This window comes from Nocardioides bruguierae (assembly GCF_023656415.1).
Lineage (GTDB): Bacteria > Actinomycetota > Actinomycetes > Propionibacteriales > Nocardioidaceae > Nocardioides > Nocardioides bruguierae.
Map to the genome: position 1 here is coordinate 56105 of NZ_JAMOIL010000015.1, position 19869 is coordinate 75973.

Annotated in this window: 18 protein-coding genes and 1 pseudogene; 14 read left to right on the forward strand and 5 right to left on the reverse strand. The window is 73.7% G+C overall.

The genetic code is table 11. The features are described 5' to 3' along the window. Window positions 1-81 precede the first annotated feature (81 nt). Window positions 82-2346, forward strand: coding sequence for a sensor histidine kinase (locus tag M8330_RS12930; RefSeq protein ID WP_250827669.1), 2265 nt, complete (start codon window positions 82-84; stop codon window positions 2344-2346). Here M8330_RS12930 and M8330_RS12935 read toward each other — a convergent pair whose 3' ends face one another. After that, the gene (locus tag M8330_RS12935) at window positions 2347-3153 is read right to left on the reverse strand and encodes an AraC family transcriptional regulator (RefSeq protein WP_250827670.1); all 807 of its coding nucleotides are present in this window, start codon (window positions 3151-3153) and stop codon (window positions 2347-2349) included. Between the two features lie 355 nt (window positions 3154-3508). On the opposite strand from M8330_RS12935, the gene M8330_RS12940 reads away from it, so the two are divergent. The 3 genes from M8330_RS12940 (at window position 3509) to M8330_RS12950 (ending at window position 6798) form a co-directional block, all read left to right on the forward strand. Further along, window positions 3509-4171, forward strand: a complete 663-nt coding sequence (locus tag M8330_RS12940) for a flavin reductase family protein (RefSeq protein WP_250827671.1) — start codon at window positions 3509-3511, stop codon at window positions 4169-4171. 55 nt (window positions 4172-4226) lie between these two features. Further along, window positions 4227-5816 (forward strand): 4-hydroxyphenylacetate 3-hydroxylase family protein, encoded by a 1590-nt coding sequence (locus M8330_RS12945; RefSeq protein WP_250827672.1) that lies wholly within the window; start codon window positions 4227-4229, stop codon window positions 5814-5816. A gap of 103 nt (window positions 5817-5919) precedes the next feature. Further along, entirely contained in the window at window positions 5920-6798 is an 879-nt protein-coding gene (locus M8330_RS12950) for an SGNH/GDSL hydrolase family protein (protein ID WP_250827673.1), read from the forward strand. A 76-nt stretch (window positions 6799-6874) separates the two neighbouring features. Here M8330_RS12950 and M8330_RS12955 read toward each other — a convergent pair whose 3' ends face one another. Continuing rightward, window positions 6875-7762, reverse strand: coding sequence for an SMP-30/gluconolactonase/LRE family protein (locus tag M8330_RS12955; RefSeq protein ID WP_250827674.1), 888 nt, complete (start codon window positions 7760-7762; stop codon window positions 6875-6877). Between the two features lie 123 nt (window positions 7763-7885). On the opposite strand from M8330_RS12955, the gene M8330_RS12960 reads away from it, so the two are divergent. Beyond that, on the forward strand, window positions 7886-9250 hold the full coding sequence (locus M8330_RS12960) for an NAD-binding protein (RefSeq protein WP_250827675.1): 1365 nt from the start codon (window positions 7886-7888) through the stop codon (window positions 9248-9250). A gap of 159 nt (window positions 9251-9409) precedes the next feature. Continuing rightward, window positions 9410-10294, forward strand: coding sequence for a Cof-type HAD-IIB family hydrolase (locus tag M8330_RS12965; RefSeq protein ID WP_250827676.1), 885 nt, complete (start codon window positions 9410-9412; stop codon window positions 10292-10294). Between the two features lie 22 nt (window positions 10295-10316). Here the strand turns inward: M8330_RS12965 and M8330_RS12970 are convergent, their stop codons facing one another. Genes M8330_RS12970 through M8330_RS12980 form a run of 3 tightly spaced genes read right to left on the reverse strand, consistent with a single transcriptional unit; the run spans window position 10317 to window position 12888 of the window. Next, on the reverse strand, window positions 10317-10604 hold the full coding sequence (locus M8330_RS12970; RefSeq protein ID WP_250827677.1) for an EthD family reductase: 288 nt from the start codon (window positions 10602-10604) through the stop codon (window positions 10317-10319). A gap of 2 nt (window positions 10605-10606) precedes the next feature. Then, window positions 10607-11665: a 2Fe-2S iron-sulfur cluster-binding protein gene (locus tag M8330_RS12975; RefSeq protein WP_250827678.1), complete on the reverse strand. Its 1059-nt coding sequence runs from the start codon at window positions 11663-11665 to the stop codon at window positions 10607-10609. After that, entirely contained in the window at window positions 11665-12888 is a 1224-nt protein-coding gene (locus M8330_RS12980) for a cytochrome P450 (RefSeq protein WP_250827679.1), read from the reverse strand. Before M8330_RS12980 ends, M8330_RS12975 begins: the two co-directional genes overlap by 1 nt. 225 nt (window positions 12889-13113) lie before the next feature. Between M8330_RS12980 and M8330_RS12985 the strand changes: the two genes are divergently transcribed. The 8 genes and pseudogenes from M8330_RS12985 to M8330_RS22035 all read left to right on the forward strand — a co-directional run bounded on the left by M8330_RS12985 (window position 13114) and on the right by M8330_RS22035 (window position 19814). After that, on the forward strand, window positions 13114-14064 hold the full coding sequence (locus M8330_RS12985; protein ID WP_250827680.1) for an AraC family transcriptional regulator: 951 nt from the start codon (window positions 13114-13116) through the stop codon (window positions 14062-14064). Between the two features lie 234 nt (window positions 14065-14298). Further along, complete coding sequence (locus M8330_RS12990; protein WP_250827681.1) at window positions 14299-15225, forward strand: LysR family transcriptional regulator; 927 nt, start codon at window positions 14299-14301, stop codon at window positions 15223-15225. Between the two features lie 89 nt (window positions 15226-15314). Next, a complete protein-coding gene (locus M8330_RS12995; RefSeq protein WP_250827682.1) occupies window positions 15315-16418 on the forward strand; it encodes a mandelate racemase/muconate lactonizing enzyme family protein in 1104 nt (367 codons plus the stop codon). Between the two features lie 125 nt (window positions 16419-16543). Next, window positions 16544-16792 (forward strand): annotated as a pseudogene (locus tag M8330_RS13000) (dioxygenase); the annotation flags it as partial. Window positions 16793-16922: 130 nt separating this feature from the next. Further along, the gene (locus tag M8330_RS13005) at window positions 16923-17402 is read left to right on the forward strand and encodes a dioxygenase family protein (protein ID WP_250827683.1); all 480 of its coding nucleotides are present in this window, start codon (window positions 16923-16925) and stop codon (window positions 17400-17402) included. A gap of 182 nt (window positions 17403-17584) precedes the next feature. Next, window positions 17585-17860: a muconolactone Delta-isomerase gene (gene catC, locus M8330_RS13010; protein WP_250827684.1), complete on the forward strand. Its 276-nt coding sequence runs from the start codon at window positions 17585-17587 to the stop codon at window positions 17858-17860. Between the two features lie 267 nt (window positions 17861-18127). After that, a complete protein-coding gene (locus M8330_RS13015) occupies window positions 18128-19024 on the forward strand; it encodes a CE1 family esterase (protein ID WP_250827685.1) in 897 nt (298 codons plus the stop codon). Between the two features lie 511 nt (window positions 19025-19535). Next, window positions 19536-19814: an AIR synthase-related protein gene (locus M8330_RS22035; RefSeq protein WP_284704685.1), complete on the forward strand. Its 279-nt coding sequence runs from the start codon at window positions 19536-19538 to the stop codon at window positions 19812-19814. The last annotated feature ends 55 nt before the right edge of the window (window positions 19815-19869 follow it).

Genomic DNA, 19869 nt, shown 5'->3' on the forward strand with positions numbered 1-19869 from the left:
GGTTCCCGACCCTTCCCCCCGCTCCGTGCAATCCCCGCTCCGCCCTGCCCAGGGCCGGCGCGGGCGAGGAGGCCCCCGCAGATGGACATCGCCGACCGCCCCGGCCTCGCCGGCACGCGCTCCGCGACCGACCGTCCGGGAGATCCCTCCCGCGGGGTGCCGCCCCGCGGGCTGCCGCCGCAGCCGGGGCCGGGGGCCCCGAACCCTGGGGCGACGCACCCGGACGGTCGCCCCGGGCCGTCGTCCGGCTCCGCCCTCGGCTCCCCGTGGGAGGGGTTCGGGCCGCGTCTGCGCCTGGCCAGCGTCCTCACGGGTGCGCTGCTCTTCACGCTGCTGGTCGTGGCCGGGGTCTCCACCGGGCGCCAGCACGCGCCGACCGACGGGGTCTGGCCCAACGCCGGCGCCGCGATCCTCTTCCTGCTCATCGTCACCGGGAGGCGCGGGCGCCTGCTCGCCGTCCTGGCCATGGTGGTCCTCTCCGTGGTGCCGGTGCTGCTGCTCGACCCGGACCCGCAGCTCGTGGTCCGCGGCGTGGTCAGCGGCGTGGTGTCGGGCGTCCTGGGCACCTGGCTGCTCGAGCGGTGGCGGCTCACGCCGGACACCGCCGAGGGCGAGCTGCTGGCCCGGGGGCCGTTCCTGCGCACGTTCGGCGCGCTCGCCCTCGCCTCCGGCGCCGGCGCGCTGGCCGCGGGCGTCGTGGCGGCCCTCGGGCCGAACGGCGTGGGTGCGGACGACGTGGCGGTGTGGTTCGGACGGCAGCTGACGGCGGCGGCCTTCGTGGTCTTCCCCGCTGTCCTGGTCGGCGACCTGCGCCGGCAGGGACGCACCTGGCGCACCGAGTTCGGTGCCGTGCAGCGACGTGACCTGGCCACCGTGGTCGGGCTCAGCCTGCTCTCGGTCGTGGTCTGGGTCGGGGCGCTCGTGCAGGACTCGCTGGCCTTCCTCATCATCCCGATCGGCATCTGGATCGCCGCCCGCTTCAGCCCCTTCGTGGCGTCCACCTGGATGATCGGCTTCGGCGGCCTGGTGATCGTGCTGACCTCCCAGGAGTTCACCGCCTTCGGGCACATCGAGACGCTCCAGGCCCGGATGCTGCTGCTCCAGCTGTTCCTGCTGACGCTGCTCGGCTCGACCACCGCGACCGTCGCGGTGGTCGAGGAGCGGCGCAAGCTGGTGGACCTGCTGGTCGAGCGGGACCGCGAGCGCTCGGCCCGGCTGGAGCTGCTGGACTCCATCACCGACTCCATCGCCGAGGCCCTGGTGGTCTTCGACGGGCAGGGCAACCTGGTCACCGCGAACGCGACGGCCCGGGCCTGGGCCCGCCTCACCGGCGAGGGGCTGGCCCCCACGTCGGCGGGCTACCGCCTGCTGCGCACCGACGGCACCCCGCTCCCGGAGGAGGACTACCCGTCCCGACGGGCCCTGCGCGAGGGTGTCGTCCCGCCGCACGACCTGCTGATCCACACCGATGCCGGTGGCATCGTCGTCCAGGTGCAGGCCGTCCGCCTGCGCGAGGGCTCGGCGCTGGGCACCGACCTGGGGGCGGGGGCGCAGGCCCTCGTCGTCCTCAACGACGTCACCGAGGTCCGGGCGCGCGCGGCGAAGCTGGCCGGGTTCGCACGCACCGTCCGCGAGGACCTCGCGGGCCCCATCACCACCGCCCAGGACTGGGTGGCCCTGGCGCGCACCCACCTCGAGCCGGCCACCGACGGCGAGCCGGTCGACCCTGCCCGCTCGGCACGGGCGGTGGAGCACGTGGGTCGCGCGCTGGTGCGGATGAGCGACCTCGTCGACGAGCTGCTGGTGCGGACCCGGGTCGAGGCCGGCCCGGTGAAGCCCGAGCGGGTCGAGCTCGAGGGCTTCCTCGGCCTGGTCCGTCAGGTCGCGGACGGGGCGGTGCCCCGTGCCCGGGTGCGGGTGGGTCCGGTGCCGGCCGTCTCGGCCGACCGCGAGATGCTGGCCGAGATGCTCGCCGCCGTCCTGCGCTCCGCGGTGGACCGGGTGCCCGACGGCACCACGCCGGAGGTCTCCGTGACCGGCAGCCTCCAGGGTGCCCGGGTCGTGCTCAGCATCGCCGACAACGGCGTGGGCCTCCCGCCGGCCTGGCGGGAGCGCGTGTTCACCAGGTTCGGACGCTTCCCGGTCTCCGACGAGCCCGCCGACCGCTCCGGCACCTCGCTCGGCCTCGCCCTGGCGCGCAGCATCGTGGAGCGTCACGGTGGGACGATCCGCTGCGAGCCGGTGGCTCCCGCGGGGGACGAGGCCGAGGGCTCAGGGGCGCGGTTCGTGCTGGACCTGCCCGCCGCCGGCCCCCTCGACGTGGAGCCCCGCAGCGCCGAGCGGTAGTCAGTCGGCCCGTCGCAGCGTGCTCGACGGCGGCACCCCGTAGGCCTCGCGGTAGGCCGCGGCGAAGCGACCGAGGTGGCTGAACCCCCACCGGGACGCGGCCTCCGCGACGGTCGGCGCGGCGCCCGCGAGCAGGTCGGCGTGCACCCGGGCCAGCCGGATGCCGAGCAGTGCCTGGGTCGGCGTGGTGCCGGCGTAGCGCCGGAAGCCCTGCTGCAGGCGGCGCACGCCCACGCCGCTGACCTCGGCGAGGTCGGCGGAGGTCCACTCGCGGGCCGGGTCCGCCTCCATCGCCTCGAGGACGCGGGACACGATGCGTGGTCGCACGGTGCCGCACTCCGGCTCCTCCGGGAAGCAGGCGTTGACCAGCGCGGCGGTCAGGGTGGCGCCGAGGCGTCGAGCGACCGCCCGGTCGCGGGTGAGCGTCGGGTTGCGCATCGCCTCCGTGCCGATCGAGCCCAGCAGCCCCAGCCAGGCGCGTCCGGCGTCGGTGCGCAGGTCGATCTGGCCGGGCATGCGGTCGGTGCCGAGACCGACGAGGGAGGCCACCTCCTGGGCGAGGTAGCCGCGATCGACGCGCATCCCGACGATCGAGCAGTCCGCCGACCACCGGTGCATCCGGGCCGGCACGTCCGGCGGGCACACCGTCGCCTGCCCGTCTAGGGACAGGACGTGGTGGCCGCCCACGCGTGCCTCCAGCACCCCGCTCCGCGGGACGTTGACCGCCCAGGCTCCCGGGTGGTCCGCTCCCGGGTGGTCCGACTCGACGGCCACCTCGGCGCCCCAGCCGATCCGGGCCAGGCGCACGGGCCCCAGGTCGACGGCCCGCAGCTCGGGGGGGCGGTCGCGCCGGCGCGGCGGACGACGAGGCGGTGCGGGAAGTAGACGTCCGCGACGGCGGCGGAGTGCTGCGCGAGGTCGGGCTCGGCACCCGGGGCGACAGCGTGCACGGGCACCTCCTGGGCGCGCGAGTGACGTGACGCCGGTCACAGTAGCACCGGGCCGTGGACGACTCAGGGCGCTCCGAGATCCGGCTGCGCGAAGCGGATCGGCAGTGCGCCGAGCGGATCGTCCGGCCCCTCTCCGCGGGCCTAACGTCCCGGCCATCCGTGACGCGGGACACGTCCCACGTCGCCGGCAGCACCCCGTCAGGAGGACCGAGATGCCCGTCGACCGCCGAGCGCACCACGCCCCCGCGCCGGACGCCCGCGCACTGCGCAGCGCGTTCGGCCGCTTCGCCACCGGCGTGACCGTCGTGACCTGCGCCGCCCCCGACCCGACCACCGGGGAGCCGGGTCGGCACGGCGCGACCGTCACGGCGTTCATGCCGGTCTCCCTCGACCCGCCGCTGCTCCAGGTCGCGCTGACCCGCACCAGTCGCGCGTGCGGCCTCCTGGAGGGCGCGGCCTTCGCGGTCAACGTGCTCGCCGCCGACCAGGTGGACGTGGCCATGCACTTCGCCGGCCGCCCGTCGCCCGGTCCGCTGCCCTGGGACGCGGCCACCCTCGAGCAGGACGGGCGCCGCACCGTCGTCCCGACCCTGGGCGGAACCGCCGCCACGTTCGTCTGCCGCCCGTGGCGCAGCGTGGACGGCGGGGACCACGTGCTCCACCTGGGGGAGATCGTGCGCGCCGAGACCAGTGCGCGCGCGTCCCTGCTCTTCGCCGACTCGGCCTTCCGCGAGGTCGGCGCCCGCCACGGCGACGTCGTCTGGCTCGGCTGCGCGGACGACCCCCAGCGCGGCTGGTTCGACGCCGCCTGCGACTTCTCCCCGCCCGTGGTCCGGCGGCCCGAGCAGGCGCTCGCCCACGCCACCCACTACTGAGCCCACCCACTACTGAGCCCACCCACCGCACCGCCCACGACCCACTGGAGGAACCGTGACCGAGACCCTGTCCCGCGAGAGCGCCGTCGGCGCCGACGGCCCGCCGACCGTCAACCCCGCGGCCGACTCCGAGGCCAACCGCACCACCAACTTCGCCTCCCGGCCGATGACCGGCGACGAGTACATCGAGTCGCTCAAGGACGGCCGCGAGATCTACCTGCACGGCGAGCGGGTCGAGGACGTCACCACGCACCCCGCCTTCCGCAACCCGATCCGGATGACTGCGCGGCTCTACGACGCGCTGCACACCGGACCGCACGTCGACGAGCTGACCGTGCCGACCGACACGGGCTCCGGCGGCGTCACGATGCCGTTCTTCAAGACGCCGACCTCGTCGGCGGACCTGCTCAAGGAGCGCGACGCGATCGCCCGCTGGGCGCGGATGTCCTACGGCTGGATGGGCCGCTCGCCCGACTACAAGGCCAGCTTCCTCGGCACCCTGCACGCCAACTCCGAGCTGTACGCGCCCTTCCAGGCCAACGCCGAGCGGTGGTACTGCGAGAGCCAGGAGAAGGTCCTCTACTGGAACCACGCGATCATCAACCCGCCCGTCGACCGCCAGCTGCCGCCCGACGAGGTCGGCGACGTCTACATGAAGGTGGAGAAGGAGACCGACGCCGGCCTGGTCGTCTCCGGCGCGAAGGTGGTCGCCACCGGGTCGGCGATCACCAACTACAACTTCATCGCCCACTACGGGCTCCCCATCAAGAAGAAGCAGTTCGCGCTGATCTGCACGGTGCCGATGGACGCCCCCGGCATCAAGCTCATCTGCCGCTCGTCCTACACCGAGCAGGCGGCCCGCAACGGCACGCCGTTCGACTACCCGCTCTCCAGCCGGATGGACGAGAACGACACCATCTTCGTCTTCGACAAGGTGCTCGTGCCCTGGGAGAACGTCTTCATGTACGGCGACGTCGACCGGATCAACGCGTTCTTCCCGCAGTCCGGGTTCCTGCCGCGGTTCACCTTCCAGGGCTGCACGCGACTCGCGGTGAAGCTCGACTTCATCGCCGGCCTGCTGCTCAAGGCGCTCGACGCCACCGGCTCCGGCGGCTTCCGCGGGGTGCAGACGCGCGTCGGCGAGGTGATCGGCTGGCGCAACCTGTTCTGGTCGCTGACCGAGTCGATGGCCCGCAACCCCGAGCCCTGGATCGGCGACGCCGTCATCCCGAAGCTCGAGTACGGTCTGACCTACCGGATGTTCATGATCCACGGGTACCCGCGGGTCAAGGAGATCATCGAGCAGGACGTCGCCAGCGGACTGATCTACCTGCCCAGCGGCGCCGCGGACTTCAAGAGCCCGGTCGTGCGTCCCTACCTCGACAAGTACGTCCGCGGCTCCGACGGCATCACCGCCGTCGACCGGGTCAAGGTCATGAAGGCGCTCTGGGACTCGATCGGGTCGGAGTTCGGCGGCCGGCACGAGCTCTACGAGCGCAACTACTCCGGCAACCACGAGAACGTGAAGGCCGAGCTGCTGTTCGCCGCGCAGAACCGCGGAGGCACCGACCAGATGCGCGGACTGGCCGACGAGTTCCTCTCCGAGTACGACCTCGACGGCTGGACGGTGCCGGACCTGTTCTGAGGTCCTTCCCCTCCTGGGCGGGCGGGGGTCGCGCGGCAGGGCGTGACCCCCGTCACTCCGCGTCGTTGAACGGATGTCAACGACGTCGATCCCGGGAGGTCTCGTGCCCTCGACCCGCACCCGTCCGCTGCTCGCCCTGCTCGGAGCCGCGGCCGCGTCCCTGGCCCTGCTCGCCCCCGTGTCCCCGAGCGCGACCGCGGCGGAGCGGGAGCCGCTGCGCTACGTCGCGCTGGGCGACTCCTACTCGGCGGCCTCCGGCGTCCTGCCGCTGGACCCGACGGCGCCGCCGGCGTGCCTGCGCTCGACCCGCAACTACCCGCACGTGCTCGCGGGGCAGATCGAGGCCGACTTCACCGACGTCTCGTGCGGTGCGGCCGACACCACCCACTTCGCCACCTCCCAGTACCCCGGTGTCGCCCCGCAGCTGGACGCGCTCGACCGCGACGTGGACCTGGTGACCATGACCATCGGCGGCAACGACTCCGGCGTCTTCATCGGCGCGATCCAGGCCTGCGGCACCGCCGGTCTCTCCACCCTCGGCACGGGCAGCCCCTGCAAGGACGAGCACGGCAACGAGTTCGTGCGCACGATCCGACGGGTGACCTACCCCAGCCTGGTCGAGGCGCTCACCGCGGTCACGCGGGCGGCCCCGAACGCGAAGGTCGGCATCCTGTCCTACCCGTGGATCATGCCGCGCTCCGAGGGCTGCTACCCGCAGATGCCGATCGCCGAGGGCGACGTGGCCTACCTGCGCCGCCTCCAGCGCGTGCTCAACGACGCGGTCGCGCGCGCGGCCGAGGCCACCGGCGTCACCTACGTGGGGCTCAACCGGCTGTCCGACGGGCACGACGCCTGCCAGCCGGTCGGTGACCGCTGGGTCGAGCCGGTGCTGCTGGGCACCAACCCCGTGATCGTCCACCCCAACGCCATGGGGGAGCGGAAGATGGCCAACGCCGCCCGGAGGCAGCTGGGCCTGCGCTGACCCGCACCGGTCGTCGAGGTGCGAGGAGCCCCGGCGACGAGCCTCGAGACGCCCGTACCCGACCAGCAGGCCGGCGCTACCCCGCGAACGGCCGCACGGGGACGCCGGGGAACGGCGCGCGGGCGGTGAACAGCGCCCCCGCGAGCGGCTCGGCGCCCGGGGCCAGCTGCTTGGCGGAGGTGGTGATCGCCAGCCGGGTGCCGCCGGGCTCCAGGGCCACCGCGGAGGTCTGGGACGCCGGCACGCGCACCCGGTGGGTGGCGACCGGGCCGCCCGGGGCGTCCTCGCACCGCACGACGGACCCGGCACCCCACAGCGCGACCCAGACCCCGCCGGCCGCGTCGACGGTGAGCCCGTCCGGGTAGCCGTCGACGTCGAGCGCGTCCAGGTCGAGCCACGGCTCGCGCTCGACGAGGTCGCCCGCCTCGTCCACCACGAGGCGGGAGACGACGCGGGTGGGGCTGTCGGCGTGGAACGCGACGCGACCGTCGGCCGACCAGGCGAGGCCGTTGGGGATGGTCAGCCCGCCGAGCACCGCGGTGACGGTGAGGTCGGGGTCGACGCGGTAGAGCGTGCCCGCGGGCCGGGTCTCGTCGCAGGGCATGGAACCCACCCAGAAGCGGCCGGCCGGGTCGCACCCGCCCTCGTTGAGGCGGATGCCGCCGTGCTCGGCCTGCCGGTCCTCGACGACCGGCACCTGCTGCTCGACGCTGCCGTCGGCGGCCAGGAGCACGAGGTCGTGCTCGCGCGCGACGACCGCGCCGCCGCGGGTGCGGGGACGCCAGACCGCGGCCACGTCGCCGAGGTGACGACGTGTGGGGGCGCTGCCGTCCAGCGGCACCGTCAGCACGTCGCCGGCCAGCAGGTCGACGCAGCGCAGCGTGCCCTCCTCGTCCCACACGGGGCCCTCGCCGTGATGGGTGACGACGTCGGTGAACGGGGTGGCGACGGACTCGACGAGCACACGCGCATCCTCCCGCGCCACCGCGAGTGCGCACAGGTCCGGGCGTGATTCCGATAGCCGGACGCCCACAGCGGGCCCCAGGATGCTCGCTCACCGCCCGGCCCGACACGCCCTGGAGGTCCGATGCCCGACGCACCGCTGCCCCCGCTCGTCCACGGTCCGCGCCCCGACGGGGCCGTCCTCGTCATCGGCGACACCCCGGTGGCCGACCGCGTGTGCGGGGCCGTGACCGCCCGGGGCGGGCTCGTGGAGCACCTCGCCGCCCCCGACGACCGGGCGCTGGCCGCCGCGGTCGACGAGCGGCCCGCCGGGGTGGTCGTGGCCGTGCGCGGGGACGCGCTGGCGCTGCGCTACGCCCTCGCCGTGGCCCACCTGGACGAGGTGGTGCCGCTGGTGGTCTCCATCTTCGACCGCACCGTCGCCGACCGGCTGCGCAGCCTCCTGCCCCAGGCCAGGATCGCCTCGCCCGGCGACGTCGCGGCCGCCAGCCTGGCCGGGCCCTGCCTCGGCGCCGACGTGCTCGCCGCCTGGCACGACGGTGGGCAGGCGGTGCTCGCGCGGGAGGTGCTCGGTCCGGACGGGGTGCCCGACCTCGTCCTGGAGCGGGCGCTGGTGCGCCGGCCCTGGGCACTGCGGCGGCTCCTGCCCTCCTGGCGGGTGCACGACGTCGGCACGCGGCTGATGCTGCTCGGGCTGCACGGCCTGGTCGTGGTGCTCGCGGCCGACTGGACCTGGTTGGTGCTCAGCCACCACGACCCGGTCGACAGCTTCCTCGAGGCCTCCCGCGTCGTGGCCACGGTGGGGCCCGCGGCCGAGCACGCGACGCCCGCCTACGCCGTCTTCGCCGGGATCGCCATGCTCACCACGATCATGCTGGCCGCGACCTTCACGGCGGGCCTGGTCGACCGGATGCTCGGGCCGCGGCTGGTCGGCATCTGGGGCCCGCACGCGGCGCCGCGCTCACGCCACGTCGTCGTGGTCGGGATGGGGCAGGTGGGGCTGCGGCTGGCCGCGGAGCTGCGGGCCCTGGGGGTGCCGGTGCTCGGGGTCGAGCGGGACCGGGCGGCCGGCCAGCTGCGGGTCGCGCGGGCGCTGCGGGTGCCGGTGGTGACCGCCCACGGCGGCGACCGGTCGACGCTGGAGCGGGTGCGCGTGCGGCACGCCCGGGCGCTGGCCGCGGTCGGCTCCGACGACCTGGACAACGTGGCGGTCGCGGTCGCTGCCACCGGGGTCTCGCCGGACCTGCCGGTGGTGCTGCGGGCCAGGGAGCAGGAGGCGATCGCGGAGACCCGGTCGCTGCTGCCGCTGGGCCGTACTCGCGGCGTCGTCCACCTCGCCGCGGCCTGGGCGGTGCTGGCGCTCACCGACCCCGCCCTCGTCCGCCCCGGGTCGGGGCACCTCGTGGTCACCTCGGCGGGCCTCGTCCGCGTGGACGACGGCGGGGCGGTCGTGCCCGCCGACGTGCCGCGCGCCGACTGCCGCCACTGACCCTGCCCCGGCCACCCCGTCCCATGCCCCCACCGCCGAGTCGGCAGCAACGTGCTGCCGACTCGGCGGTGAGTCGGCAGCAACGTTCACGCGCGGCGTGGGGGAGGTCTCGGCCGCGGCGACTCGTGGCCCGCGGGCACCGGCCGTCAGGATGGGCAGGTGAGCACCCTTCCCCCCGACACCGCTCCCGCGCTCCCCACGCTGCCCGAGGGCCCGCTCGACCTGCGGCTGGTCCTGGTCGACATGGACGGCACGCTGCTGGACGAGCACGGCGAGGTACCCGAGCCCACCTGGGCGATGATCGACCGGTTGCGCGAGCGGGGCATCGTGTTCGCCCCCGCCAGCGGCCGCCAGCTGCACACGTTGACCGCGGCCTTCGAGCGGGTCGCCGAGGGCATGGTGTTCGTCGCCGAGAACGGCTGCCTCGTGGTCCGCGACGGCGAGGAGATCTCCTCCACCGTGCTGGACACCCCGTTCGTGCTCGACGTGCTCGACACCCTGGACGGCCTCGTCGCCGACGGGCACGACCTGGGCGTGGTCGTGTGCGGCAAGGCCTCGGCCTACGTCTCCCGCACGGACGAGAAGTTCTGGGCCGAGGCGTCGCGCTACTACGCCCGGCTCACCGCCGTCGACGACCAGCGGGCCGTGCTCGACGGCTCGGCCGGCATCGAGGACGAGATCGTGAAGATCGCCGTCTACTCCTTCGAGGACGTGGAGAAGGAGGTCGCGCCGGCGCTGCTGCACCACCGCGACCCGCACCAGGTCGTCGTCTCCGGGCACGCCTGGGTGGACCTCATGCCGCCGGGCGCCAACAAGGGCGTCGCGGTGCGGGCGCTGCAGTCCTCGCTGGGCGTCACGCCCGCGCAGACCGCCGCGTTCGGCGACTACCTCAACGACCTGGAGATGCTGCGCGCCGTCGACCTCTCCTTCGCGATGGCCGAGGCGCACCCGGCGGTCGTCGAGGCCGCGGCCTACCGTGCGCCGTCCTTCCGCGACCACGGCGTGCTGACCGTGCTCGAGGAGCTGCTGGCGCGCCTCGGCTGAGGTCGCGTCCGTCGGTGCTGCGTCACGAGACGAGGATGGTGACGCCCCCGGTCGCGAAGGTGGGGACGTCGGCCTGGGCGGCCTGGCCCTCGGGCGAGCCCATCGCGGCCTCGAGGGCCTCGGGCGTGGCGAAGTCGGCGGAGAACATCGCGAAGACGGGCTCGCCGGCCAGGGTCGTGACGTCGAGGGAGTAGCGCGGGTCCTTCGCGCCGGGCAGCGCGAGGGCCAGCGGCACGTGCACCTGCTCGTAGTGGGTGCGGAACGCCTCGGCGTCGGTCGGCGTGCCGTAGAGGACGGTGAGGGTGGCCATGGTCAGGCTCCTGTGCTGGTCAGAGGGCTGGTGAGGGAGGACGTGGCGGGAGCAGCGGTGAACTTCTCCCGGTGGATCAGCCGCGGCGCCATCCGCCGCCGCTTGAACGCTGCGGCACCGGACTCGAAGAGCGCGGGCGAGCCGCACAGCCAGCCGGTCCACCCGCGGGCCGACGAGACGTCGGCGAGGAACGCCTCGGTCACGTAGCCGGTGCGGTACGCGCGGGTCTCCTCGCGGGAGAGGACGGGCACGAACCGGAAGCCGGCGAACCGGTTCTCCAGGTCGACCAGCCGCTCGCGGTCGTACAGGTCGGCCGCGTGCCGGACCCCGTGGTAGAGCACGGCCTCCCGGTCGGGGTGCCGCTCCAGCGCGGTGCGGACGATCCCCAGGAGCGGGGCCAGGCCGGTGCCGCCGCCGAGCAGCACCATCGGGCCGCCGTCGTCCGCCTCGGGCTCGGGGGCGCGGAAGTCGCCGAGCGGCCCGGTCACCCGGACCTCGTCGCCGCACGCCGCGTCGGCGAACAGCCACCGCTCGGTGGCCGCGCCGCCCTCGACGAGGCGCACGTGCAGCTCGAGCACGCGGTCCTCGGTGGCCGTGTTGGCCAGCGAGAACTGGCGGCGCTCGCCGGTGCGCGGCACCTCCAGCTCGACGCACTGCCCGGCGCTGAACGCCAGCGGCTCGGGGAGCGCCAGCAGCACCTTGCGGGTGTCGCGGGCGACGTCCTCGATGCCGGTGATGGTGGCCGTGAGGTCCCGCAGCGGGTGGGTGCGGGCCTCCCCGGCACGGGCGGACGTCGGCCCCGCCGGCGTGACCTCGACGTCGCAGGTCGGGTGGGACTGGCAGGCCAGTGCGAGGCCGGCGTCCCGCTGCTCGGCCGGGAGCGTCTCGAGCGGCGAGTCCCGGTGGTCGACGGAACCGCTGAGCACCGTCACCTTGCACGTGCCGCAGGTGCCCTGGTTGCAGGAGCTGGGCATCCAGACCCCGGCCCGCAGGAGGGACTCCAGGACGCTCTGGCCCGGCGGGGCCTCGACGCTGCTGGAGCCGACGCTGACGCGGGGCATCAGACCTCCCAGGTGGCGTGGAGCGTCGTCGGGCCGCGGAAGCCCCAGCCCCAGAACTCGACGTCCTCGCTGGTGTCGCGCTCGAGGTTCGGGATGGCCTCGAGGAGCTCCTCGAGCGCGATCCGCATGACGTGGTTGGCGTAGTAGATGCCCGCGCAGGCGTGGTTGCCGGCGCCGAAGGCGAGGTGCGGCAGCGGCGGGCGGTGCAGGTCGAACTCGGAGGGGGCGTCGTAGAGCCCGGTGTCGTGGTTGGCCGAGCCGTAGGACTGCAGGATGACGGTGCCGGCGGGCAGGTCGTGCCCGGCGAGGGTGACGGGCTCCTTGCTGATCCGGGCGGTGGCCGACCAGATCGGGGAGGTCCAGCGCATGCCCTCGGAGACGGCGCGGGGGATGAGGGTCGGGTCGTCGACGACCTCCTCCAGCTGCTCGGGCTTGGTGAACAGGCCGGCGAGGGTGGACGCGGCGCCGTGGCCCGGCTCCTGCATCGCGCCCAGCAGGTAGACGTAGATCGTGGGGTAGATGTAGTCGCGGTCGCGGGTCTCGCCCTCGGGCATCCCGTCGTGCAGCCAGTGGCTGATGGCGGAGTCGCCGGGGTTCGTGATCCACTCGTCGATGAGCGGGTCGACCACCGCGCGGATCTCGGCCTTGGCCTGGTCGCCCTCGACGAATCCCTCGGGGTTGGCGAACTCGCCGTTCTCGTCGACGGCCGCGTTGGTGAAGGAGCGGTTGAGCTGGGCGAACCAGCGGCGCAGGGTCTCGGAGTCGACCGACTCCAGGCCGAGCAGGTCGCCGAGCGAGCGCACCGAGACGGGCTCGCAGAAGTCCGCGACGAGCTCTGCCTTGCCGGCGTCCTCGAACTTCTCCAGGTACGTGCGCGCGATCGGTCGCACGAGGTCGTCGACGTAGCGGTCGACCTCCATCGGCTGCAGCGCGGGCTCGACCATGCTGCGCAGGTCGGCGTGGACGTCGCCGTTGACGCCGATGATCGCCGGGTGGCCGAACGTGCGGCCGCCGGCCGGCGGGATGATCGCCTCGAACGAGTCGCTGGTGGCCACCTCGCGGCAGATCTCCGCGGTCGAGGCGACGTAGGCGCCCAGCACCGGCACGAACGCGAGGGGCGCCTCGGCGCGCAGCCGCTCGTAGACGGGGTACGGGTTGCGCTCGAGCTCGGTCATGGTGACGTCGTCCAGCCAGGCGAGGCTGGGCTGCTGCGTGGTGGTCATGGTGACTCCTCTGCGGTGATGGAGGCCGGTGAGCGGCGGGCGGCGCACACCCCCTCCTGACCTGCGTCTCTGCCTTCGTGGCGAGGGGGTCGTCGGGGGGGTGAGCGGCCTGCTCGGTGTCGAGAAGGTAGGGACGGGGGAGGAGTCCCGGCGACACCGATGGCGTCGCGGCGGTACGGATTGCGCGGCTGCTTTGTGACGCAGGTCTCATGTACCGTTCCGGCCATGCCAGACCGGCCTCGCCCCGACGCGCCCGACTGGGGGCGTGCCAGCGAGGCGGTGGCGCAGGTCTACTTCCCGCACCGGCTCCAGGTGCTCGGCGGCGGCCCGGAGCCGCGGCTGACGCTGGCGTCCCTCGACCTCGGGCCCGTCGTCGTCGGCCAGGTCGGGTGGGGCGCGGACGTCGCGATCGAGTGCGACTACCCCGACTCCTACGAGGTGAACCTGCCGCTCACCGGCCACCTGGAGTCGACGGCCAGGCACGGGACGCTGACCTCGCTGCCCGGGCAGGCCACCGTCTTCCGCGCGGACGTCCCCAGCCGGATCTCGCACTGGGACGCCACCTGCACCGTGCTCGGCGTGAAGGTCGACGCCGGCTGGTTCGAGGCCCAGGCCGAGACCGTGCTCGGCATCGACCGGATGCACCTGCGCGGGCTGCTGCCCGACCAGCTCGCCCTGGACACGGGTTCCGGCCGCGCCTGGCGCCAGCTGGCGCTGAGCCTGGCGGCGCACCTGCGGGAGCCGGCGCTGTTCGCGCAGGCCGAGGTGGTGCGTGCCCAGCTGGCCGGGGCCCTGGCCAGCGGGCTGCTGATGAGCGTCTTCCCGGACGGCGCCACCGCCGCCGTCCATGCCGGACCGGCCCAGCCCCGACACGTCCGCCGGGTCGTGGACGCCCTGCACGACGACCCCGCCCGCGCCTGGACGGCCGCCGCCATGGCAGAGGTCGCCGGCGTGAGCGTGCGCCGCCTGCAGGAGGCGTTCCGCACCTGGCTCGGCACCACGCCCACCGACTACCTCGTCGAGGTGCGGCTGGTGCGCGCCGCCGCCGACCTGCGGGCCGACCCCGCCGCCACCGTCTCCGACGTGGCCGCCCGATGGGGGTTCTCCTCGGCCAGCCGGTTCGCGGCCGCGCACCGGCGCCGCTACGGCTGCTCGCCGTCCCAGGCCCGCGCCTGAGCCACCTTCCGGTGGTCGAGGTGCGAGGCCGGCCACGGCCGGATCGGTGGTCGAGGTGCGAGGCCGGCCACGGCCGGATCGGTGGTCGAGGTGCGAGGCCGGCCACGGCCGGATCGGTGGTCGAGGTGCGAGGCCGGCTACGGCCGAGCCTCGAGACCGGCGATCTGGATGCTCCTCGGCCATGCTCGTCGCACCTCGATCACCGGCAGGGCTGAGCGCTCTAGGGTGGCGCCCATGGAGCTCCGCCACCTGCGCTACTTCGTCGCGGTGGCGGAGGAGTGCCACTTCGGCCGGGCCGCGGAGCGCCTGCACATGGCGCAGCCGCCGCTGAGCCAGCAGATCAAGCAGCTGGAGGCCGAGCTGGGGGTGCAGCTGCTGGAGCGCACGTCGCGCCGGGTCGAGCTCACGCCGGCCGGGCAGCGGTACCTGGAGCGGGCGCGCGACGTGCTGGCGCGGGTCGAGGCGGCCAACGACGAGGCGGCGCTGGTGGCCGGCGGCATGGTGGGGCGGGTCTCGATCGGGTTCACCGGGTCGGCCACCTACGAGCTGCTGCCGGCGATCAGCCGGGCGCTGCAGGCGCGGCTGCCCGGGGTCGAGGCCGACCTGCGGGGTGAGCTGCTCACGCCCCGGCAGGTCTCGGGGATGCTCGCCCACGAGCTCGACCTGGGCGTGCTGCGCCCGCCGGTCGGCGACCCCGCGATCGAGGTGCACCCGCTGCGGCGCGAGCGGCTGGTCGTCGTCCTGCCCGAGACCCACCGGCTGGCCGGCCACGGGGCCGTCGACCTCGCGGCCCTGGCCGACGACCCGTTCGTCACCTACCCCAGCCACCAGCGATCGGTGGTGCACGACGCGGTGCTCGCCGCCTGCCAGGACGCGGGCTTCACGCCGCACGGCACCGAGGTCGCCGAGACCTCCACCCTCGTCTCGTTCGTGGCCGCCGGGCTCGGGGTCGCCCTGGTGCCGGAGTCGGTCCAGCACCTGCGGATCACCGGCGCGACGTACCGCCCGCTGGTCGCGGCATCGGCGGACGTGGACCTGGCGGTCGCCCACCGCGCCGGGGACGCCTCGCCCGTGCTGGCGCGGGTGCTCGACGTCGTCCGCGCCGTCGTGGCCGACCGCGGACGCAAGCCCGGCGTCCCCGCACCTGGGAGCAGCCTGTGACTGGTGCCACCTGCAGCAAGACGTGGCGCATCTTGATCGAGAGGAAATAGGTCCTTCCCCCGTCTCGATCTGCGTGTGACCGTGGACACATGAAGATCACCGCGGTCGAGGCGATCCCCTACGCGATCGACTACCGCAAGCCGCTGAAGTTCGCCTCGGGGGAGGTGCGCACGGCCGAGCACGTCCTCGTCCGGGTGCACACCGACGACGGCGTCGTCGGCACGGCGGACGCCCCGCCACGGCCGTTCACCTACGGCGAGACCCAGGCCTCGGTGATCGCAGCGGTGACGGGGATCTTCGCTCCCTCCATCACCGGCCTCAGCGTGCTCGAGCGGGAGACCGTGCGCTCCCGCCTGCACCGCACGGTCGGCAACCCCGTCGCCAAGTCGGCCGTCGACATGGCCCTGTGGGACGCGCTGGGGCGCACCCTCGGGGTCTCGGTCTCCGAGCTGCTCGGCGGGTTCACCGACCGGCTGCGCGTCTCGCACATGGTCGGCTTCGCGCCGGCCGAGCAGATGGTCGCCGCCGCCGAGCAGATGCGCGACGAGCACGGCGTCACCGCGTTCAAGGTGAAGGTCGGTCGTCGGCCGTGGAAGCAGGACACGGACGCCGTCCGCGCCCTGCGCACCGCGCTCGGCGACGACGTCGAGCTGTACGTCGACGGCAACCGGGGCTGGACCCCGTCCGAGGCTGCCCAGGCCCTGCGCGCCATGGACGACCTCGACCTCTCGATGGCCGAGGAGCTGTGCCCGGCCGACGACGTCCTCGGGCGTCGCTGGCTGACCGCGCAGGCGAGCATCCCGCAGTTCGCCGACGAGTCCGCGACCACGCCGGCCGAGGTCGCCCGCGAGCTGCTCGACGGCGCCGCCACCGGCATCTCGATCAAGACCGCGCGCACCGGTTTCACCGTGAGCCAGCGGGTGCTGGGCCTGTGCGAGGGGCTGGGCGTGGAGGTGGTGATGGGCAACCAGATCGACACCCAGGTCGGCACGGTCGCCACCGCCGCGTTCGGTGCTGCGCACGAGCTCACCTCGCGGCGTCCGGCCGAGCTCTCCAACTACCTCGACATGAGCGACGACCTCCTGGCGGAGCCGCTCGTGATCGCCGACGGCCACCTCAAGGTGCGTCAGGGTCCCGGCCTCGGGACCGACGTCGACGAGCAGAAGCTCTCCCACTACCGCCAGGACCACTGACCCCGACACCAGCCGCCCGCCGAGGCGGGCGGCGCCACCCACCGAGCCAGACTCGACCCCGTCACCGGGGCCACCCATCCGTCACCGGGGACGAACCCGGGTGCGAGAAGAATTGGAGCGTCACCATGACCCAGTCCCTCGAGCGCGAGGTCACCGCCACCGCTGCCGCCTCCGGCGCCAACGCCACCGAGTCCTTCAAGAAGAAGGGCTGGTCCGGCGGCGAGGTCGACCCCGCCCGCGTCGACGAGGTCGCCACCGCCGCGATCAAGGCCCTGCACGAGGTCATCCGCGAGAAGCAGGTGACCTACGCCGAGTACGACGCCCTCAAGAGCTGGCTGATCAGCGTCGGCGAGGACGGCGAGTGGCCGCTGTTCCTCGACGTGTGGATCGAGCACGTGGTCGAGGAGGTCGCCAACGCCGATCGCGAGGGCTCCAAGGGCACGATCGAGGGCCCGTACTACGTCCCCGGGCTCCCCGCAGCTCGGCTCGGAGGGCACGCTCCCGATGCGCGAGGGCGAGCCCGGCACCCAGCTGGACTTCTCCGGCCAGGTCCGTGCCGTCGACGGCACCCCGCTCGCCGGCGCCACCGTCGACCTCTGGCACGCCGACGACCTGGGCTTCTACTCCCAGTTCGCCCCCGAGATCCCCGAGTGGAACCTGCGCGGCACCTTCACCACCGACGCCGAGGGCCGCTTCATGATCCACACCGTGCAGCCCGCGCCGTACCAGATCCCGACCGACGGCTCCTGCGGCAAGCTCATCGCCGCGGCCGGCTGGCACGCCTGGCGCCCGGCCCACCTGCACCTCAAGGTGAGCGCGGCCGGCCACCAGCTCATCACCACCCAGCTCTACTTCGACGGTGGCGACTACATCGAGACCGACATCGCCGACGCCGTGAAGCCGGAGCTCATCCTCGCGCCCACGGCGAAGGCGGACGGCTCGGGCAACGAGGTCGTCTACGACTTCGTCCTCGACCCCGCCTGACCCCCGGTCCCGGCCCACCCCGCACGTGCCTGCGGGGTGGGCTGCGGCGCGTCCGGACGCCCGCCGCCGCTGGTCGAGGACGCGCGCCCGGCGTGCCCGCCGCTGGTCGAGGAAGTTGCTCTGCAACTGTCGCGAGACCAAGGCCACCCTGAACCCCGGAACCCCGACGGAAGGAGAAGCCCGTGCTCTTCGCGGTGCAGATGACCGTGAACATCCCCCACGACCTCGACCCCGAGGTCCGCGCCGACACCGTCGCGCGCGAGAAGGCCTACGCCCAGGAGCTCCAGCGCGACGGCACCTGGAAGCATCTGTGGCGGATCGCCGGCACCTACTCGAACCTGTCGGTCTTCGAGGTCGCCGACGGCGACGCGCTCAACGACGTCATCTGGGGCCTGCCGCTGTTCCCCTACATGGACATCGAGGTCACCGCCCTCGCGCGGCACCCCTCCGCCATCTAGGTCGTCGAGCGTTCACGATCCGGTCAGGTGGCGGGTGACGTCGGCCACCTGACCGGTACGAACGTCCCTGTCGGACAGGCCGTCTGCCTGCGACGACAGTCCGATATTCGACGGATGTCGAAGACTTTGTCCGCCGGATGTGACCTGGCAGACGGTGCGACCCGGGCACGAGCCGGGCAGGGTCCTGGTTGCACCGAGCAAAGAGTGCAGAGACCAACGGCCACCAGGGTCGGGGGTCCTCGCTCCCAGGGTCCCCAGGAGGTCCCCGTGTCCGCCCTCGCCGTCACTCCCGAGCAGTCCACCCCCGTCGCCGAGCGGGTCGACATGGTCTCCGGCGGCAGGCGACGCTCCTACCGGATGGTCCGCCCCTCCGACGTGGAGCCCGGCGCCCCGATCCTGCTCGCGCTGCACGGCTCGCTCATGGACGCCGACAGCTTCCGCCAGTTCTCCGGCGGCACCTTCGACGACGTCGCGGCCCGCGACGGTGTCGTCGTGGTCTACCCCGACGCCATCGAGGGCATGTGGGTGGACGGCCGCATCGACACCCCGGCCAAGGCCCGCGAGATGGGCGTGGACGACGTCGCGTTCCTGGCCCACGTCCTCGAGGACGTCGCCGCCCGCACCGGTGCCGACACCGACCGGGCCTACGTCGTCGGCTTCTCCAACGGCGGCCAGATGGCCACCACGCTCGCGCACGTCCGCCCCGACCTCGCCCACGGCGTCGCCCTCGTCGGCGCGACCCTGCCGGTGGCCGAGAACTGGGACGTCGACGACCAGCGCGTCGCCATGCCCGTCCTGCTCGTGCACGGCACCGAGGACCCGGTCGTCCCCTACGCCGGCGGCGTCGCCTCGCTCTTCGGCAAGGCCCGCGGGGCGAACCTCTCCATCCGCGACACCAGCTCCTACTGGCTGCAGCGCAACGGCATCACCAGCCGCGGGGCCAGCCGCTTCCTCGCGGACGACGGCGCCACCCGCGTCCGCCACCTGCACTGGGAGGAGGACGGCAAGCACCCCGTCGCGCTCTACTCCGTGCAGGGCGGCGGTCACTCCGTCCCGAACCTCCGCGTCCGCGCGTTCAAGAAGATGGGCGCCACCAACCGGGCCCTCGACACCGGCGCCGTCGCCTGGGACTTCTTCTCCGCTGCCGAGTCCGCCCAGCGCTGACCAAACTGCGGACCGGAAGGGTCCGCGACCAATAGGCTCTGCCGGTGACGAGGGAGCCGCAGAGCAGTGAGCTTGAACAGCGTGCGCGCGAAAAGCGTGAGCGGCGAGCCGCTGGCCGGCGGGCAGAGCAGCTGCGAAGGCGGAATACCGGCGCGAAGCGCGAAGAAGACCGTGAGAGAGCTGCGCCTGGCGGCAGAGAGGGGCGACGCTCAGCCCTTGGGACCTAACCAACGCCGTATCTCAAAGAAATACTGATGGCGGTTGGTGAACCTTCGGGCTGAGCGAGGAAGTCGTCGTGATGCCATCGACGGTGCGGCAGCAACCGACGTGAGTCGGCGTTCGGTTGCTGACCCGCCTCTCATCCGCGCCGCGCGTCGTGGGCGGTGATTGAGCAACGTTCCTGGACGCGGATTCGGTTGCTGGTGCACCGCTGATCGCGCACAGGAACCCCACATGAGGGCCACGGTGCGCGGACGAGCCGGCTGGGCAGGTTGAAGAGACCCGACCACTGCTGCGCGACCCCACCCGCGGTGGCCTCTCGGCCTCGCTGTGCGAGATCGCGTCGGCCTCCGGCGTCGGGATCGACGTGGTGGAGCGCGACGTGCCCGTCCCCGCCGAGGTCAAGGACGCCTGCGGCCTGCTCGGCCTGGACCCCTGGCAGGTCGCCAACGAGGGCAAGCTCGTCGCGATCGTGCCGGCCGAGCACGCCGAGACGGCCCTAGAGCGTGTCTGCTTAATCCGGGCGTGGTGGTCGGCGATGGTTGACACATGTCGCGTGTGGCAGTGCTGAATGACGCTCAGTGGGAGCGGATCGAGTCGTTGATGCCGTCCTCGGATGGCCAGCG

Coding starts and splice junctions, on each gene's coding strand:
- M8330_RS12930 (WP_250827669.1), top strand. CDS start 82: ATGGACATCGCCGACCGCCCCGGCCTCGCCGGCACGCGCTCCGCGACC.
- M8330_RS12940 (WP_250827671.1), top strand. CDS start 3,509: ATGCCCGTCGACCGCCGAGCGCACCACGCCCCCGCGCCGGACGCCCGC.
- M8330_RS12960 (WP_250827675.1), top strand. CDS start 7,886: ATGCCCGACGCACCGCTGCCCCCGCTCGTCCACGGTCCGCGCCCCGAC.
- M8330_RS12970 (WP_250827677.1), bottom strand. CDS start 10,604: ATGGCCACCCTCACCGTCCTCTACGGCACGCCGACCGACGCCGAGGCG.
- M8330_RS12975 (WP_250827678.1), bottom strand. CDS start 11,665: ATGCCCCGCGTCAGCGTCGGCTCCAGCAGCGTCGAGGCCCCGCCGGGC.
- M8330_RS12980 (WP_250827679.1), bottom strand. CDS start 12,888: ATGACCACCACGCAGCAGCCCAGCCTCGCCTGGCTGGACGACGTCACC.
- M8330_RS12985 (WP_250827680.1), top strand. CDS start 13,114: ATGCCAGACCGGCCTCGCCCCGACGCGCCCGACTGGGGGCGTGCCAGC.
- M8330_RS12990 (WP_250827681.1), top strand. CDS start 14,299: ATGGAGCTCCGCCACCTGCGCTACTTCGTCGCGGTGGCGGAGGAGTGC.
- M8330_RS12995 (WP_250827682.1), top strand. CDS start 15,315: ATGAAGATCACCGCGGTCGAGGCGATCCCCTACGCGATCGACTACCGC.
- M8330_RS13005 (WP_250827683.1), top strand. CDS start 16,923: ATGCGCGAGGGCGAGCCCGGCACCCAGCTGGACTTCTCCGGCCAGGTC.